Below are 15343 nucleotides of genomic sequence, written 5' to 3' on the forward strand. Positions count from 1 at the left end.
TTTCCTCGATTTTCTTGATAATCCATCATATTTTGTTGCATTACGCATGCACCTTATAGAGCTTTATCAAAAAATTTCTATCTTTTTATCTTTAACTCTTGTATTCATTTGATATAATATAAAAGTGAATCTTTTTGAAATATCATTCGCGCTCATTGAAAGGAGTCTTTTCATGACAGCAGATAACCTTACATTCTCTCTGGAAATCGATTTCATTCCGGACATTCAGGAAGGCCGCATGGACCTCAAAGCCAAGATGAAGGAAGTTGCCGCAAAATATGCCGGTACCTATGTCCTTGATCCGAAGGCACGCCCGATCATTTCCGGACTTTCCAAAGAAGACGTGGAAAACGCCCTCAAGGATCTGGGCCTGCAGGCATTCGGCACCTGGCCGTCCTGCATTCTGACCTGCACCATCAATACGCCTCTTCCGCTCCGTGCGGTAGGCATGTCCGACGGCTGGGACATTTACACCGGCAAGAAGACATTCTTCGCTTTCGCACAGTTCCCGGCAGATGCACTGGGCCTCATGGTCAAGGCATGCACCTACTATCTCGAACACGAAAACTATCAGTCCCTGGAAGAATTCATTGATTCCATCGGCTATGAAACATTCCGTGACACCGTCCTCGGCAATGCAGTCGCTGATGGAAACGGATCCGCTGACAGCTTCTACGGCAACGGCGGCTGGGATTCCCCGGAAGTTCCGCCTCTGGCTCCCGGCGACTTCGTCCGTCCGGAAAACAACATCATGCAGATCATTGAAGTATATCCGGAAATGGGACCCTTCCTCATGGAATACGGCATGTCCTGCGTAGGCTGCTTCGTTTCCTATGATGAAAACCTCTGGCAGGCCGCTCAGGGCCATGGCATGGACGTCTTCGAAATCATCGGCGAAATGAATGAATTCATCGCTGACAAGTACAAGAAGCCGCTCCTGACTGAAGATACACCGATGGAAACCATCCTCACCATGTATCCACAGCTCCTGACCGTTTTCCAGAGCCAGAACATCCCGATGCCCTCTGATATGAAGACATCGATCGGCATCATGTGCCGCGATGCAGGCGCTGACGTGAAGACACTCATTGCCAAGTGCGATGAAAGACTTCGCGGCGGAGATGAAATGTAATGTAATGACGAAAGGCTGAGCCAATGCTCAGCCTTTTATTTTACTCTGAAGGAAATCTTCCAGTTTTTCCTGGAAGATCTTCCCCGCCTCCCTGGTCCTTGCCGGAGGCCCTTTCAAATGATGCTTGCCGCTTCTCATGGCCTTCTTGGCCAGATGCCGCTTCATGAGGAGCCCGTCTATGTTGTTCTCCGTGTACTGCCAGCCGTCCTGATGAAAAGCATATGCCTTCCTGGCAAGAGCCATGGCCGCTGCGCCATAATCCTGCGTTATAACGATATCTCCTTCCTTCAGAAGATTCGTCAGGACGAAATCAGCAGAATCAGCGCCCTTGTCCACCGTCTTCACGCGGCTGTAATCCGATTCAATCCGGTGACTCGTATCGCAGATGATCGTCACGGGAATCTTGAATTTCCTGGCCGCCCTTTCCGTTTCACGCACGACCGGGCATCCATCCCCGTCTATCCATATTTCCATAATTCCTCCAAAGAAAAAAGCATGCCCCATCGGACATGCTCTTTTAATTATTTCAATTTCCATCCGGCTTTCTTGAGCGTCATGACAATCGGTACGACGATGATGCCGGATACGAGCGCTTCCGGAACACCGTTCATGCCAACGATGCCAAGAATCATAGCGCCGACTGCTTCGACGGAAATTCCTCTGGCTGCTGCATAAGGAGCGCCGACCAGGAGGAAGAAGGATCCAAGGAAGAGGATCGTGTTCGTCAGGGAACCTGCGACTGCTGCAATGCCGGTGCGGAGCGCCGTTCCGCAGGGGAGATGGCGATAGAGTGCCCATACGACGAGTGCGATGCAGATACGCGGCACAATGCAGATGAATGCGTCATAGAGCACACTGTACTGCAGAGCGAACTGCATCAGAAGGCTGGGCGCACGAAGCGTCTGCACAAAAGAAAACAGCCCGAACAGGACTCCGACGATGACACCGACTTTTGGTCCGGCTACAATCGTTCCGATGATAGTGGGAATGTGAAGGATCGTCGCATTCATGACGATCAGCGGGATAAACCCGTACCCTGTGATTCCCAGGAAAATGGTGATCCCGGCTAAAAGCCCTGAGATCGTGAGTTCTTTGACGCTCATGAAAGAGCGGTACTCCTGTGGCGGCTGACTGATTTTTCCCATATTGAATTTTCCTCCGTTCTTACTCCTGCTCAGATATAAGCCGTATAAATTTAGGGGATATACCAGCTTTACTGTCCAGTTCACTACGTGATACCAGCCTTGCAAATCATTCGTAAAGCCTCTTTATCCGCCATTAGTTATTATAGTTAGACAGAACCTGTTGTCAACCTTTCGGCCTAAAAGAAATTTTCTATGACTACTGGTCTTAAATTACAGAAACGGGCTCAAGGCAAAAGAAAAACGGCGCCTCGTGGACGCCGTAAAACTTTATTCCTTGAAAATCCAGTTTGTGAGCTTGTCTGCTCCCCAGATGGAAAATCCAGTCAGCCAGAGATCGGAAAGGTACGGGAAAATGGAAAGATAGGACGGATCGCCATACGCTCTCCAGGAACCGGTCGATGGAAGATGCGTCGAAATGATGAACGGGATGAAGGCAAGCATCAGCCAGAATACAGCCGTGAAAATCGTCTGCACGGCTCTCCTCCCCTTCGATCCGTCAAGCTGCGTGAAAAGGTAGATGCCAAACGTCATCATGGCAAGCGCTATCTTCATCCAGAAGGAAATCGTCATGACTTCCATCAGGAACAGCATGCCGGTAAAGGGATCCAGACGCGTTTCCCCTATGGCAAAGAGAACGACCATGGAAATAAGGAGCGTCCCTGGAATAAGCCCTGTAAAGAAAGCAGAAGCAAGCCAGCGGTACTTGAGCCCCCCTTTTTCCTTCAGGGAATGGTACAGGCCGGCAAGCATGTAATCAATCGGAACTGTGATGAAAGCAAAGAAAAGCAGCACCAGGAATACACCAATACCAGTCGGGATCGGATTCGTTTTCCATGCAATGTCTGCTTTCGTCAGATAGTTCCAGAATACGACCATCTGCACGATGATAAGGGAAATCCACACAGGAAGATGGATGATGCCTCTTGCCGGGCCCACTTCTGCGCCATAGCCCTTATTCTGGATGACAAAGAAGAAGAAAGGAAGAACCAGTCCCAGCAGCCAGTAAGCGCCAAGGCCTGCCGACAGGGAAAACCCGGTGTGCGCAATGAAGCCGCCGATTCCCCACGGGACAGTCAGTGCTGCCATCCACAAAGGCTGCAGCCAGAATTTTTTATCTTTAAACATACTATCACCTCAATGGTATTATTGTATCACTAATGGGAAAGCCTGAAAAAGATCAAACGAAAGGAGGGTGCAGCGGCACCTGCCGGATGCATCCTCCTTCATTGGAGTATTTACTTTTTCTTTCTTCCCTTGGTACCCTTCTGCGCAGGCTTGTCCTTCCTCTTCTGGCGCATATTCTTGCCCTTATGGCCGAGAGCTTTGTGCTCCTTGCTCTTTGTAGGCTTGTACATGCCTGGAATGACGACCTTCTTGGCAGGCTTTCCCTGTCTGACGCGGCGGACATTGCCCTTCTCGTCATAACGGGTGATCGTTTCGGAAATGGACTTTTCAAGTTTCCTCAAAAGAAGTCCGTCTTCCGGAGTGGCGTAGGTAATAGCGATACCGGATGTGCCGGCTCTTCCCGTACGTCCGATTCTGTGGACGTAGTACTCCAGATTTCTCGGAATATCGTAATTGAATACATGCGTGACGCCTTCAACATCAAGACCGCGTGCCGCAATATCTGAAGCGACAAGGACCTGGATCTTTGCCTTTTCAAATTCGCGGATAACCTGGTTTCTCTGGCTCTGGCTCATGTCGCCATGGATTTCATCGACGACGAAATTCGTTTCTTCCTGCAGCTTCTCAGCGAGCTCATGCGCGCCTTCGCGGGTGTTGCAGAAGACGACTGCCATGTACGGGTTCATTTCATTCAGATGCTTCAGGAGCAGTTTGAACTTGTGCGGTTTCGTCGTTTCATAGACTCTCTGGTCAACAGTGGATGCCGCTGCCTTCTCAGCGACGTCGATGTAGACGGGCTGGTTCATATACTTCCTTGCAAGGCGCTTTGCGTCATCAGGCATCGTTGCAGAGAAAAGGAGAACCTGGCGCTTCTTTGGTGTTTCATCAACGAGCGCTTCAATATCTTCCCTGAATCCATTGGCAAGCATCTGATCTGCTTCATCAAGAATGACAGTCTTCACATTGGACAGATCGAGGCTTCTTCTTCTGATATGATCGAGAAGACGGCCAGGAGTGCCGATAATGACAGCTGGATCGCGTTTCAGCTTGCGCAGCTGGTTTTCGATCGTACGTCCGCCGATGATATCGGCAGCGTCAATATCGAGCTTGATGGCAAAGGGGCGCAGCACATCGAAAATCTGCCTGGAGAGTTCTCTCGTCGGCGTCATGATAAGGACCTGTGTCGTATTCTTTTCTGTACCCACTCTCTGGATTACAGGCAGCAGATAGGCAAGCGTCTTGCCCGTGCCTGTCTGGGAACGGCCGATGACGTCCTTCCCCTTGAAAATGGAAGGAATGGAAGCTTCCTGGATCGGGGTGGGCTTCACGATTCCCTGAAGTTTCATGATATCTGTTAAAGCAGCACTCACACCGAGTGCGGTAAATGCGTTCATATTTCCTCCTGTCAAACAAAGACAAACATTTTATTTATTATACCATAAAGGACTTGTGACCTGCCTTGTATGGAAAATGCCATCTTTGACAGGAGGCGAGCGCCTTCTTCCCTTCATGAAACAAGAAAAGGCGAACTCCGATAGAGTCCGCCTTCCCCTATAAAGTAATTGTCAGAGACAATTATTTCATTTCTACTGTTGCGCCAGCTTCTTCGAGCTTCTTCTTCATTTCTTCAGCTTCAGCTTTAGCTACGCCAGTCTTAACTTCCTTCGGAGCGCCGTCTACGAGAGCTTTAGCATCTTTCAGGCCGAGTCCGGTGATTTCACGAACTGCTTTGATAACCTGGATCTTCTGAGCACCGACTTCCTTCAGGATTACGTCGAATTCAGTCTTTTCTTCTTCAGCTGCTGCTGCTGCCGGAGCTGCTGCTGCAACTGCTACCGGTGCTGCTGCGGAAACACCGAATTTGTCTTCGATTGCTTTTACGAGTTCGGAAAGTTCGAGTACGGACATTTCGCTAATGGCGTTAAGGATTTCTTCGTTTGTCATTTTAATTTCCTCCATGGAATGTTTTATTTATGCGTAGATCTTACGCGGATTCTTTCTGTTTACGCACTGCTTCGATAGCATATGCGAATTTCTGGATATTTGCGTTGAGTGCACGTGCCAGTCCTGCGATAGGAGCCTGGAGTGTTGCTGCAACCATACCCAGCAGCTGTTCTCTGGATGGCAGATCTGCCAGAGCCTGAACGCCTTTTGCATCGATGACTTTGCCATCGAGAAGGCCAGCTTTTACAACGACTGCTTCGCTCTTGGTTTCAGCCAGGAATTCTTTCAGTGCTGCTGCCGGTGCTACCGGATCGTCCTTGCAAACTGCAAGACCGTTCGGGCCCTGAAGCAGATCATCGAGACCTGTGATTCCAAGATCGTTAGCTGCGATGCGGGTCAGTGTGTTTTTAATGACCTTGTATTCAACACCGTGTGCCAGGAACTTACGGCGCAGCAGCGTCGCGTTCTTAACGTCGAGTTTGTTGAATGTTACGAGTACGACGCCCTGGTAACCAAGTTTTTCCTTCATTTCTTCAACGACGGCAACTTTTTCAGGACGAACGTTAACTTCATACTTTTCTTCGCTCATAGTACACCTCCTCTGCTAGTGTGTTTTTATTATTTATCACGTTAGCTAAAACGACCTCGCAAGCCTGCGAGGTCGTGTACCGGTGTTTCCAGTACTCAGCCTCGGGAGGCGGGCATATGCCCATTAAAAATTAATTACCGCCGGTCTTAAGCTAAGTGTAAATAGACTTATTGAGCTTTCGGTGCAGCTACAGCCTGGATGTCCAGGTGGATTCCCGGGCCCATGGTGGAGCTGATGGTCAGGCTCTTCATGTAGTTACCTTTTACAGAAGCTGGACGAGCCTTCTGAATGGTATTGAAAATAGCGAGCAGGTTCTGTTTCAGTTTATCTTCGTCGAAGGATACCTTGCCGATGATAACCTGTACGTTGCCGGCTTTATCGGTACGATACTGTACCTTGCCGCCTTTGATTTCGTTGACAGCTTTTGTAACGTCCATGGTTACGGTGCCAACCTTCGGGTTTGGCATGAGGCCTTTCGGTCCGAGTACACGGCCCAGACGGCCAACAACAGCCATCATGTCCGGTGTAGCTACTACGACGTCAAAGTCCATCCAGCCCTGCAGGATCTTGTCAGCGAGTTCTTTTCCGCCAACATAGTCTGCGCCTGCTGCCTTAGCTTCGTCTTCCTTGTGGTCTTTTGCGAACACGAGGACTTTCTTTGTTTTGCCGGTGCCTGCCGGAAGTACGGTAGCGCCGCGGAGCTGCTGGTCAGCATATTTCGGGTTGATATTCAGGTTGAAAGCAGCTTCAACGGTTTCGTCGAATTTTGCGGATGCTGCTTCTTTTACAAGCTTCACAGCTTCGTCGATGTCATAGAGTTTATGACTGTCAACGATGGCTGCTGCGGCTTTCTGTTTCTTTGTCAGTTTTGCCATTGTTTCCTCCTTTGTGGTCATAAGGGATTTCCCCTGCCACTAACGGGTCAGTCTTAGTCTACAACTTCGATGCCCATAGAACGGGCTGTGCCTTCTACAAGGCGCATTGCTGCTTCTACTGTATTTGCGTTCAGGTCAGGCATCTTTGTTTCAGCGATTTCCTTAACCTGAGCTTTGGTGACCTTGCCGACTTTCTTCTTGTTCGGTTCACCAGAAGCCTTTTCCAGACCAGCTGCCTTCTTCAGAAGAACTGCTGCCGGAGGAGTCTTACAAATGAATGTAAAGCTTCTATCTTCAAATACTGTAATTTCTACAGGGATAATCAGGCCTGCCTGCTTAGCAGTACGATCGTTAAAGTCTTTAACGAAAGCCATGATGTTAACGCCTGCCTGGCCGAGGGCCGGGCCTACTGGCGGAGCCGGAGTAGCTTTACCTGCCGGTACCTGCAGTTTTACAATCTTAGAAATTTTCTTTGCCATGTGTTACACCTCCTTATCCTTTTAGGAATGTGGTACTTACGGGCTGTAACGGGCCCTCCCACTGTGAGACGAGCCTAGTTCAAGACAGTCTCACAAACTTATGATCAAAGCGGATCGAATGAACCCGCTTCGAGCTCGATAGTAGTCGTCGTGCCAAAGCTGCTGATATCCGCTTTGACTTTGCTCTTGTCATCGGATACTTCCAGCACAACTGCGGTACGATCTTCAAAAGGTCCCTTGGTGATGCGGATGCGGTCCCCTGCCTTGACGTCAGTCGTTGGCTGAGCCTTCTGTCCGTTGCCATGGATGATGCGTTCTGCTTCTTCATCAGAGAGCGGAATCGGCTTTGTGGTTGTTCCGACAAAACCTGTAACACCAGGCGTGTTTCTTACGACATACCAGCTTCTGTCATTGACTTCCATCTGGATCAGAAGATAGCCAGGGAAAACCTTGCGGGATACAACCTTTGTCTTCCCATCCTTTTCTTCCTCTTCATCCTGAAGCGGCAGAAGGATCTGAAGGATTGTATCATCCATTCCCATGGAATGAACTTTTCTGGTCAGCGTATCCTTGACCTTATTCTCGTATCCGGAGTATGTATGAATTACATACCAGCGGATGTCTTTCTGGGAGCCTTCGGAAGGTTTGCCGATTTCAGTCGGCGCGCTGACTTCCGGTTGTTCTTCTTTTGAAATATTCTTGTCTTCAGCTTCGATATCCGGCATAGTCTCTCTCCTTTCAGCCCACAGCGTTGACTAATAACTTGGAGAGGCCCATGAATACGAAGTCTACTGCAACGATCATAATGGACACCAATATCACGGACACAATGACGGCAATGGTATACTGAATCATCTGCTTTCTAGTCGGCCAGATGACCTTCTTCATTTCCATCTTGGTTTCTTTGAAAAACCTTGTCCAGGATTCATTGGCTTCCTTTGCTTTCGCTGCCGATGTTGGACGCTTCGCCTTGGCCATACTCACACCCCAGTTCTAATGAAAGAAATTATTTCGTTTCCTTATGAAGAGTGTGTTTGTGGCACCATTTGCAGTACTTCATCATTTCGATACGTTCAGTCGTATTCTTCTTGTTCTTGTTCGTACGATAATTGCGGCGCTTGCATTCTGTGCATGCAAGAGTAATTCCTTCACGCATTATTTACACCTCACTCAATCTTTCTCGGCCCACGGCCAATTAACATGCTTAAACAGTATATCACACGCTTTTCACGTAAGTCAATACTGCACTTAAAAAAGCCGGGCCATCCCAGCGAAACTATTGTAACACATCCCCTGGCAAAGTACAATTCTTTATTTTTGATTTTTATCGTCTTTTTTGCAAAAGAGTACGGATCTGAAAAAGCAGGGAAATACCGGGGAAAATCATGCGTCCTAATCAGAAGCCAGCCATCTCATTACCTTCTTTTCTCCTTTCTCTTTTATTTTTTCATTATTATAAAGGGATATTTTCACTGGAAATTTTGTGAATTTTTGATTCGAAAGTTCCATTTTGAAATCATTTTCCTGTAGATATTACCATTTTCTTTTCTGCTGCTCTGTTTTTGCGCAGCAGGAGGAGATTTGATTTGAGTATTTCTTTCTTAAGTGAGGATATAAATATAAAAAAGATACTGAAAATGGAAATGGCAAGATGGATTTTGGGGAGGGAATGGATTTCGGATCGTACAACCTGCTGTCAGCATAAGACAGATAAAGACCACACAACCGCAGCAAGCTGCGTGGTAATCAACCCTATCCGCCGGCATCAGAATTTGAGGCCGGCACCTTCCCCGTCTGGGAAGGCGAGTGCGACTTAGCCGCTACGGGAGAGTAGACAAAGCTTGCTTTGATTAAAGCAAAATAAACTATACAACCAGCCTGCGGCTGTAAGAACTACTGTATCCGTCGGCTGCGCCGACACCTTCCCTGAAGGGCAAGGTTAACACCCTTAAACCTCACTTCGTTCGAAAAAGCCATACGACCTCGCTTCGCTCGAGGCAATCAACCCTATCCGCCCGGCAGCAGGATTTATGGCCGGGCACCTTCCCCGTCTGGGAAGGCAAGTATTGTGCAGAGACGCATCAATGTTTCCACAGGCAAAAAGACCGTGAAAAGTGAGCAATCACTCTTCGCGGTCTTTTATTTCAGATTTCAAATAGTCCCAGATGAGATTATTTTGCGATCTTAGCTACAACGCCTGCGCCAACGGTACGGCCGCCTTCGCGGATAGCGAAACGCTGGCCTTCTTCCATAGCGATCGGGGTGATGAGTTTAACGCTCATTTCTACGTTATCGCCTGGCATGCACATTTCGGTGCCTTCCGGAAGGGTGATGTCGCCGGTTACGTCAGTGGTTCTGAAGAAGAACTGTGGACGATAGCCGTTGAAGAACGGTGTATGACGGCCGCCTTCATCTTTGGTCAGAACGTATACCTGTGCGGTGAATTCTGTGTGCGGATGAACGCTGCCTGGTTTGGAGAGGACCTGGCCTCTTTCGATGTCTTTACGATCGATACCACGGAGCAGTGCGCCGATGTTGTCGCCTGCCATAGCCTGGTCGAGGGTCTTTCTGAACATTTCAACGCCGGTTACGACGGTTTCGGTCGGTTTTTCCTGCAGGCCGACGATTTCAGCCGGGTCGCCGACTTTGACGGTACCACGTTCAACTCTGCCTGTAGCAACTGTGCCACGGCCGGTGATGGTGAATACGTCTTCGACTGGCATCAGGAATGGTTTATCAGTGTCACGTTCCGGAGTCGGGATGTATTCGTCAACAGCCTTCATCAGGTCACGGATCTTCTGTTCATCTTCCGGGTTGCCGTTCAGAGCGCCCAGTGCGGAGCCAACGATAATCGGCACTTCATCGCCTGGATAGTCATAGGAAGAGAGGAGGTCTCTGATTTCCATTTCTACGAGGTCGATCAGTTCCGGATCGTCTACCTGGTCAGCTTTGTTCAGGAATACAACGATAGCCGGTACGCCTACCTGCTTAGCGAGCAGAATGTGTTCGCGGGTCTGCGGCATCGGGCCGTCAGCTGCGGATACTACGAGGATAGCGCCGTCCATCTGAGCTGCGCCGGTGATCATGTTCTTGACATAGTCAGCGTGCCCTGGGCAGTCTACGTGTGCGTAGTGGCGGGTTTCGGTTTCATATTCAACAGTGGATGTGTTGATTGTAATACCACGAGCTCTTTCTTCCGGTGCTTTATCGATGGAAGCATAGTCGAGGAAGTTTGCTTTGCCTTCTTCAGCAAGAACTTTGGTGATAGCGGCGGTCAGGGTTGTTTTGCCGTGATCGACGTGGCCAATGGTACCAATGTTAACATGCGGCTTGGTTCTTTCGTAATGTGCTTTTGCCATTTCTTCCTTCTCCTTATACAAAAAAGAATTTGCAAAATAAATTTGCGCTTCCATTATTATACATGGAAAGTCAATGAAGAACAAGAAAAATCATTGATGCAATCTATTCTGCGGGATAAAAATTTCCTCTTTGGAAAAGATCCCCTGCCCGCTCCAGATCATACAACTGGAAGGAAACTGTTCCGTTAAGGATTTTTAAATGTGAAAAAAGAGCTCCCAGAAAGAGAACTCTTTGATCACTGTTTTGGTGGCGGCTCAGAGATTTGAACTCCGGACACAGCGGGTATGAACCGCTTGCTCTAGCCAACTGAGCTAAGCCGCCATGGAGCTGATAACCAGGATTGAACTGGTGACCTTATCCTTACCAAGGATACGCTCTACCGACTGAGCTATATCAGCATCTATATGAAGGAAATTATTAACATGGTTGCGGGGGCAGGACTTGAACCTGCGACCTTCGGGTTATGAGCCCGACGAGCTACCAACTGCTCCACCCCGCGATATTGGTGGGTGGAATAGGATTCGAACCTATGAAGGCAAAGCCGGCAGATTTACAGTCTGCTCCCTTTAACCACTCGGGAATCCACCCACATATGGAGCTGGCAATAGGACTTGAACCTACGACCTGCTGATTACAAATCAGCTGCTCTACCAACTGAGCTACGCCAGCACGCAAGTGATGGTATTAATTATACACATCTTACTTACTTTTGTCAAGGACTTTTTTCGCTCACTTGGCGGTTCGTCCTCATCACAGTTACAGATTATAGCATAGGGATACGTACCTTGCAAGTGTTTTTTTCAAACTTTTTATAAGAAGCAAACTTCTTATATACAAAGCCCCTCAGCCCTCTGTAGACTCTTCCGATCTGGATGCCAGCGGCGTATCCTGCGTCACATCCCTGTTCAGGACTTTCTTGGCCCCCTTCAGGAATTTCGGCCTTGGAATAAGGACAATATGTCCGCATCCGCAGCACTTCACGCGCATATCGCTCCCCAGCTGCATGACTTCCCATTCCTGGCTGCCGCAGGGGTGCTTCTTCTTCATCTGGACGATGTCTCCGATGCGAAATTGAATAAACTTCATAAGGCTCATCCTTTCTGAATTTCTATTCTTTTCTTGTTTCTTTATTGTATCACAAGGCGTAAGATTCTGAACGTTCCTTTTACGATTCTTTAACAGTATCTGCGGAAAGCGCAGGTTCAGGAACCATCAGGAAGCGGATCGGGAGAAAAGCGGCTCCTGCCGGGATGAAGCGGATAAAAAGATCGCGTCCCATATCCCAGGTGCCTGCTTCAATGTAATCTCTTTCTGTCCCGTTTCCGAACATGCGGAAGGATCTCTGCCCGTCTGTCCTGTATACGCGGGGAAGGTTCGGATAATAGCTGATCTGGAAGGTGCCAAGGTAGACACCGCCCTGCGCATTGATGTAAAGCTTGTAGCGGCCGGTTCCCCTGGAATGGAATACCATATGGTACGTAATGCCGTAGTCTCCCGTATTTTCGCGGTCGACTTTGCTGAGCTCATCACGCCCCATCTGGAACGGCAGCGAATTCCCTATGGAAATGGCCGCATTTCCGTTCGAGAAATCCCATGGCTTATTTTCCATGTATACATCCATCGGGAATGTGCCGCGCATTTCATGGGAATCAGGCGGAAGCGGAACTGAAAGATCAAGTGCCTTCTTCACATCTTCCTTTGTACCGTCAGGAACGATGGTAACGCCAAGGGAAACCGGCTTCTTCGTCTCGATTTCAACAATGCCGCTCACAAGGTCTCCGCTCCTGATGCCCTTCTTGTCATCTTCAAAAAGGACGGTTCTTTCCTTAGGCAGGAGCTTTACAAGGACAGGATCGCCTGCCTCATTCACAGCCTCCCTGAAGGAAAGCGTGGCACCTGTCGGCATATAATCTGCGCTTGGATCGCCCTTGACCGTCCTGGTCACTGTAATGTCCTGCTTTTTATCGCTTTTTGCATACACGAGGACACGGGCAGGCTTCCCTGTCTCATTGACGTGGTAATAATAGACGCGGCCCTTCCCCTTTTCTACCGTTCCTTCATAAAGGATGCCGTAGCTGTCCGCATATTCAGGACAATCGGAAAAGATAAGCTTCCCATCTTCTTTCTTGACCAGCATCGGGATCAGATTGTAATCAAGATCCACAGGGGAAATGCCCGGCGATACGCTGCCATCCGTTTTGGGAAGGGATGCCGAAGCGCCTCCCACAGCACCTGCTGCAAAAAGTGTCGTCAGGATTCCCATCAGCCAACGTTTCAGTTTCAAATCACGCACTGCTTTCTGCGCCCGGAGGCGCTTCTATATTAAATCCTAATATATATCAAAAATGCCGCGCGCTCCTCCATCAGAGGGACGCACGACAATTATAGAATAAAAATCAGGAAGTGGCAAATGGATTATTCCACTCCGCCAAGCTCCGCAACCATCGCTTCCATCTTCTTGAAACGATGTGCCAGGCCTGACTTGGTGATGCCGCAGATGACAGCCAGCTCAGAAAGGCTGGCATTCGGATGAGCGAGCCGCAGTTCGCAGGCTTCGCGGAGCTTCGGAGGGAGAGAAGACTCTCCGACCTTGTCCATCAGAGTCTGCGCCAGATGGGACTGCCTGACAGCCGCATCGACCGTTTTCTGCAGATTTGCTGTCTCGCAGTTGACCTGACGGTTCACGCGATTTCTCATGTCCTTCACGACCCTGACGCCTTCAAAGTCCATGTAGCTTTGGGCGGCGCCGACAATCTGAAGAAATCCGGACACTTCATCGCCATCTTTTATATATACTATATAATCATTTTTCCTGTCCGTCAGCTTGGCATTCATGCGGAAAGCTTTCATCGCCTTCACGATTTCTCCGGCGAACTTCTGGGACTGCGTCACCATCTCGAGATGATAATCGCTCTGCGGACGGCTGACAGAGCCGCCGCCAAGGAATGCCCCTGCCAGGTACGCTCTCTTTTCTTCATCCGTCTTCAGATTTTCCATATCCTCGACGCCCGCCAGAGGCGAAAGCCCCATCGTATTCAGGAAGGCAAGCCCTTCAGCGGAAGGCTGCACGACAAGCGTGTAGACATTCTTCTTGCGGAGTCTTCTCCCCTGCCGCACCATCGTGGAAGGCATGAGGCCGAAATCCTTCTTCAGATAAACGAGGACGCGGCGCGCAACAGCGCTGTTTCCCGTGGAGAATTCCAGTCCCCAGCGGCCATGGCCGCCTGTAATGAACGAGCCGCTCATGCGCAGGAGAGCCAGAAGCTCAGCCACGCGGCAGTCCCGGTCATCCCTCTGGATACGGGCAAGCTCATTTTTCACTTGTTCGGTAAATGACATTAATGACTCCTTCTCAGGTAAGATTCCAGCGCATCAGGCGGAATATTTGCCTGCAGCAGATTATGAATCTGCACAATTTCATTGGCGAGCACATCATTATCCTGTGCTGCGCCTTTTTCAATACCCAGGAGATCCGCCTCGATGAGGACAGCGCCCAGATCATTGACTTTCGCGCGGTCGATCCTGACGGGGTACGCATGGACCTTGGCATACTGCGCAAGGACTTCCGGTCTTGGCGTCCCGTTATTGGCAAGGACGAAATTCACGAAACCGGGCCCCACATGGTCGATGATCGCCTGCAAATGATCGCTGACCGTAAACCCGGTCGTTTCCCCAGGCTGTGTCATGACATTGCAGATATAAAGCACAGGCGCGCTGCTTTCGCGGATCGCCTGCAGAATTTCAGGAACAAGGAGATTCGGGAGGACCGATGTATAGAGGCTTCCCGGCCCCAGTGTAATAAGGTCTGCCTGCTTGATTGCCTGCAGTGCATCCCCGACGGCAATCGGATCATCCGGAATCGTCGAAAGCTTTTCAATCCGGACCTTCTTTCCTGCCTTCTGCGGATATTCGGAAATTTCCGATTCCCCTTCGACAGAGACACCGTCCGACATCTTGGCGACAAGGCGCACCCTTTCAGGCGTTGCCGGGATGACCTGGCCGCGGATATTCAGGACTTTACTCGCTGCCTCAAGCGCATTCTGCGGATTGCCGAATTCCTTGATCAGGGCAGCCAGGAAGAGATTGCCAAGGCTGTGCCCTGCAAGCTCCCCTTCCCCGCCGAAGCGGTACTGGAAGAGCTGTTCCAGCACGGATTCCTTGTCAGCCAGAGCGACAAGGCAGTTCCTGAGATCGCCAGGAGCAATGATGCCCATTTCCTCACGGAGACGTCCCGAGGAGCCGCCGTCGTCAGCCACCGTTACGATGGCTGAAATATTGGATGTCTTACTCTTAAGACCTCTGAGCAGCATGGAAAGACCATGGCCGCCTCCGATGCACACGATGCGCATCCCTCTGGAAAGCTCGATCTTGGAAAGAAGCTTCTTGGAGACTTCCTTCTGATCAGGAGCAATCAGCTCGAGGAAACGCTTTACCAGCTTTCTCACCGCCAGAAGCATGATCCAGATGCCTGCAAGAATCATGATTGTGCCGCAGATGGCAAGGAATGTATAGCTGTAACTCCCCGTGATCTGGTAAGCCAGACGGAGCATATGCTCTTCCATGACGCCGAAGATCTGATAGTTCATGATCAATGTCGCGCCAAAGACGAGGATGATGATGCCCACAGAGAAGAGAAGCATCCACCTCTTGATCGACAGGCCGGGGTACAGCCACTGAACGAAATGTTTCATAGG

At 49.7% G+C, this 15343-nt stretch carries 17 protein-coding genes and 5 tRNA genes; 1 reads left to right on the forward strand and 21 read right to left on the reverse strand.

The features are described from left to right. Positions 1-172: 172 nt before the first annotated feature. Positions 173-1132, forward strand: coding sequence for a DUF1858 domain-containing protein (locus tag OIM03_08330; GenBank protein HJI74271.1), 960 nt, complete (start codon positions 173-175; stop codon positions 1130-1132). Positions 1133-1159: 27 nt separating this feature from the next. On the opposite strand, the gene OIM03_08335 is transcribed toward OIM03_08330, so the two are convergent. The 21 genes from OIM03_08335 to OIM03_08435 all read right to left on the reverse strand — a co-directional run bounded on the left by OIM03_08335 (position 1160) and on the right by OIM03_08435 (position 15340). Beyond that, positions 1160-1606, reverse strand: coding sequence for a DUF188 domain-containing protein (locus OIM03_08335; GenBank protein HJI74272.1), 447 nt, complete (start codon positions 1604-1606; stop codon positions 1160-1162). Between the two features lie 47 nt (positions 1607-1653). After that, positions 1654-2277: an ECF transporter S component gene (locus OIM03_08340; protein ID HJI74273.1), complete on the reverse strand. Its 624-nt coding sequence runs from the start codon at positions 2275-2277 to the stop codon at positions 1654-1656. 267 nt (positions 2278-2544) lie between these two features. Beyond that, positions 2545-3402 carry a hypothetical protein gene (locus OIM03_08345; protein ID HJI74274.1) on the reverse strand — a complete coding sequence of 286 codons (858 nt, stop codon included), beginning with the start codon at positions 3400-3402 and terminating at the stop codon, positions 2545-2547. A gap of 110 nt (positions 3403-3512) precedes the next feature. Then, positions 3513-4796 carry a DEAD/DEAH box helicase gene (locus OIM03_08350; GenBank protein ID HJI74275.1) on the reverse strand — a complete coding sequence of 428 codons (1284 nt, stop codon included), beginning with the start codon at positions 4794-4796 and terminating at the stop codon, positions 3513-3515. Positions 4797-4977: 181 nt separating this feature from the next. Beyond that, a complete protein-coding gene (rplL, locus tag OIM03_08355; protein HJI74276.1) occupies positions 4978-5346 on the reverse strand; it encodes a 50S ribosomal protein L7/L12 in 369 nt (122 codons plus the stop codon). Between the two features lie 40 nt (positions 5347-5386). Beyond that, positions 5387-5935, reverse strand: coding sequence for a 50S ribosomal protein L10 (gene rplJ, locus OIM03_08360; protein ID HJI74277.1), 549 nt, complete (start codon positions 5933-5935; stop codon positions 5387-5389). Positions 5936-6102: 167 nt separating this feature from the next. After that, positions 6103-6810, reverse strand: coding sequence for a 50S ribosomal protein L1 (gene rplA / locus OIM03_08365; protein ID HJI74278.1), 708 nt, complete (start codon positions 6808-6810; stop codon positions 6103-6105). A gap of 53 nt (positions 6811-6863) precedes the next feature. Beyond that, positions 6864-7289 carry a 50S ribosomal protein L11 gene (rplK, locus tag OIM03_08370; GenBank protein ID HJI74279.1) on the reverse strand — a complete coding sequence of 142 codons (426 nt, stop codon included), beginning with the start codon at positions 7287-7289 and terminating at the stop codon, positions 6864-6866. A gap of 104 nt (positions 7290-7393) precedes the next feature. Further along, complete coding sequence (gene nusG, locus OIM03_08375) at positions 7394-8014, reverse strand: transcription termination/antitermination protein NusG (GenBank protein HJI74280.1); 621 nt, start codon at positions 8012-8014, stop codon at positions 7394-7396. Positions 8015-8027: 13 nt separating this feature from the next. Next, the gene (gene secE, locus OIM03_08380; protein ID HJI74281.1) at positions 8028-8267 is read right to left on the reverse strand and encodes a preprotein translocase subunit SecE; all 240 of its coding nucleotides are present in this window, start codon (positions 8265-8267) and stop codon (positions 8028-8030) included. Between the two features lie 28 nt (positions 8268-8295). Continuing rightward, complete coding sequence (gene rpmG / locus OIM03_08385) at positions 8296-8445, reverse strand: 50S ribosomal protein L33 (GenBank protein ID HJI74282.1); 150 nt, start codon at positions 8443-8445, stop codon at positions 8296-8298. Positions 8446-9460: 1015 nt separating this feature from the next. Further along, positions 9461-10648 carry an elongation factor Tu gene (tuf, locus tag OIM03_08390; protein ID HJI74283.1) on the reverse strand — a complete coding sequence of 396 codons (1188 nt, stop codon included), beginning with the start codon at positions 10646-10648 and terminating at the stop codon, positions 9461-9463. A gap of 245 nt (positions 10649-10893) precedes the next feature. After that, positions 10894-10970, reverse strand: a tRNA-Met gene (locus tag OIM03_08395). A 1-nt stretch (position 10971) separates the two neighbouring features. Further along, positions 10972-11047: transfer RNA gene (locus OIM03_08400), tRNA-Thr, on the reverse strand. A gap of 25 nt (positions 11048-11072) precedes the next feature. After that, positions 11073-11148, reverse strand: a tRNA-Met gene (locus OIM03_08405). A gap of 4 nt (positions 11149-11152) precedes the next feature. Beyond that, positions 11153-11237: transfer RNA gene (locus OIM03_08410), tRNA-Tyr, on the reverse strand. A 5-nt stretch (positions 11238-11242) separates the two neighbouring features. Further along, a tRNA-Thr gene (locus tag OIM03_08415) sits at positions 11243-11318 on the reverse strand. Positions 11319-11492: 174 nt separating this feature from the next. Then, a complete protein-coding gene (locus OIM03_08420) occupies positions 11493-11735 on the reverse strand; it encodes a DUF951 domain-containing protein (protein ID HJI74284.1) in 243 nt (80 codons plus the stop codon). A gap of 79 nt (positions 11736-11814) precedes the next feature. Beyond that, on the reverse strand, positions 11815-12933 hold the full coding sequence (locus OIM03_08425; GenBank protein ID HJI74285.1) for a hypothetical protein: 1119 nt from the start codon (positions 12931-12933) through the stop codon (positions 11815-11817). A gap of 131 nt (positions 12934-13064) precedes the next feature. Next, positions 13065-13988: a DNA-binding protein WhiA gene (gene whiA, locus OIM03_08430; protein HJI74286.1), complete on the reverse strand. Its 924-nt coding sequence runs from the start codon at positions 13986-13988 to the stop codon at positions 13065-13067. Beyond that, a complete protein-coding gene (locus OIM03_08435; protein ID HJI74287.1) occupies positions 13988-15340 on the reverse strand; it encodes a YvcK family protein in 1353 nt (450 codons plus the stop codon). Before OIM03_08435 ends, whiA begins: the two co-directional genes overlap by 1 nt. Between the last annotated feature and the right edge of the window lie 3 nt (positions 15341-15343).

It is taken from the genome of Veillonellaceae bacterium (assembly GCA_025992895.1).
In the GTDB taxonomy this organism is placed as follows: Bacteria; Bacillota; Negativicutes; order Veillonellales; family Dialisteraceae; genus Dialister.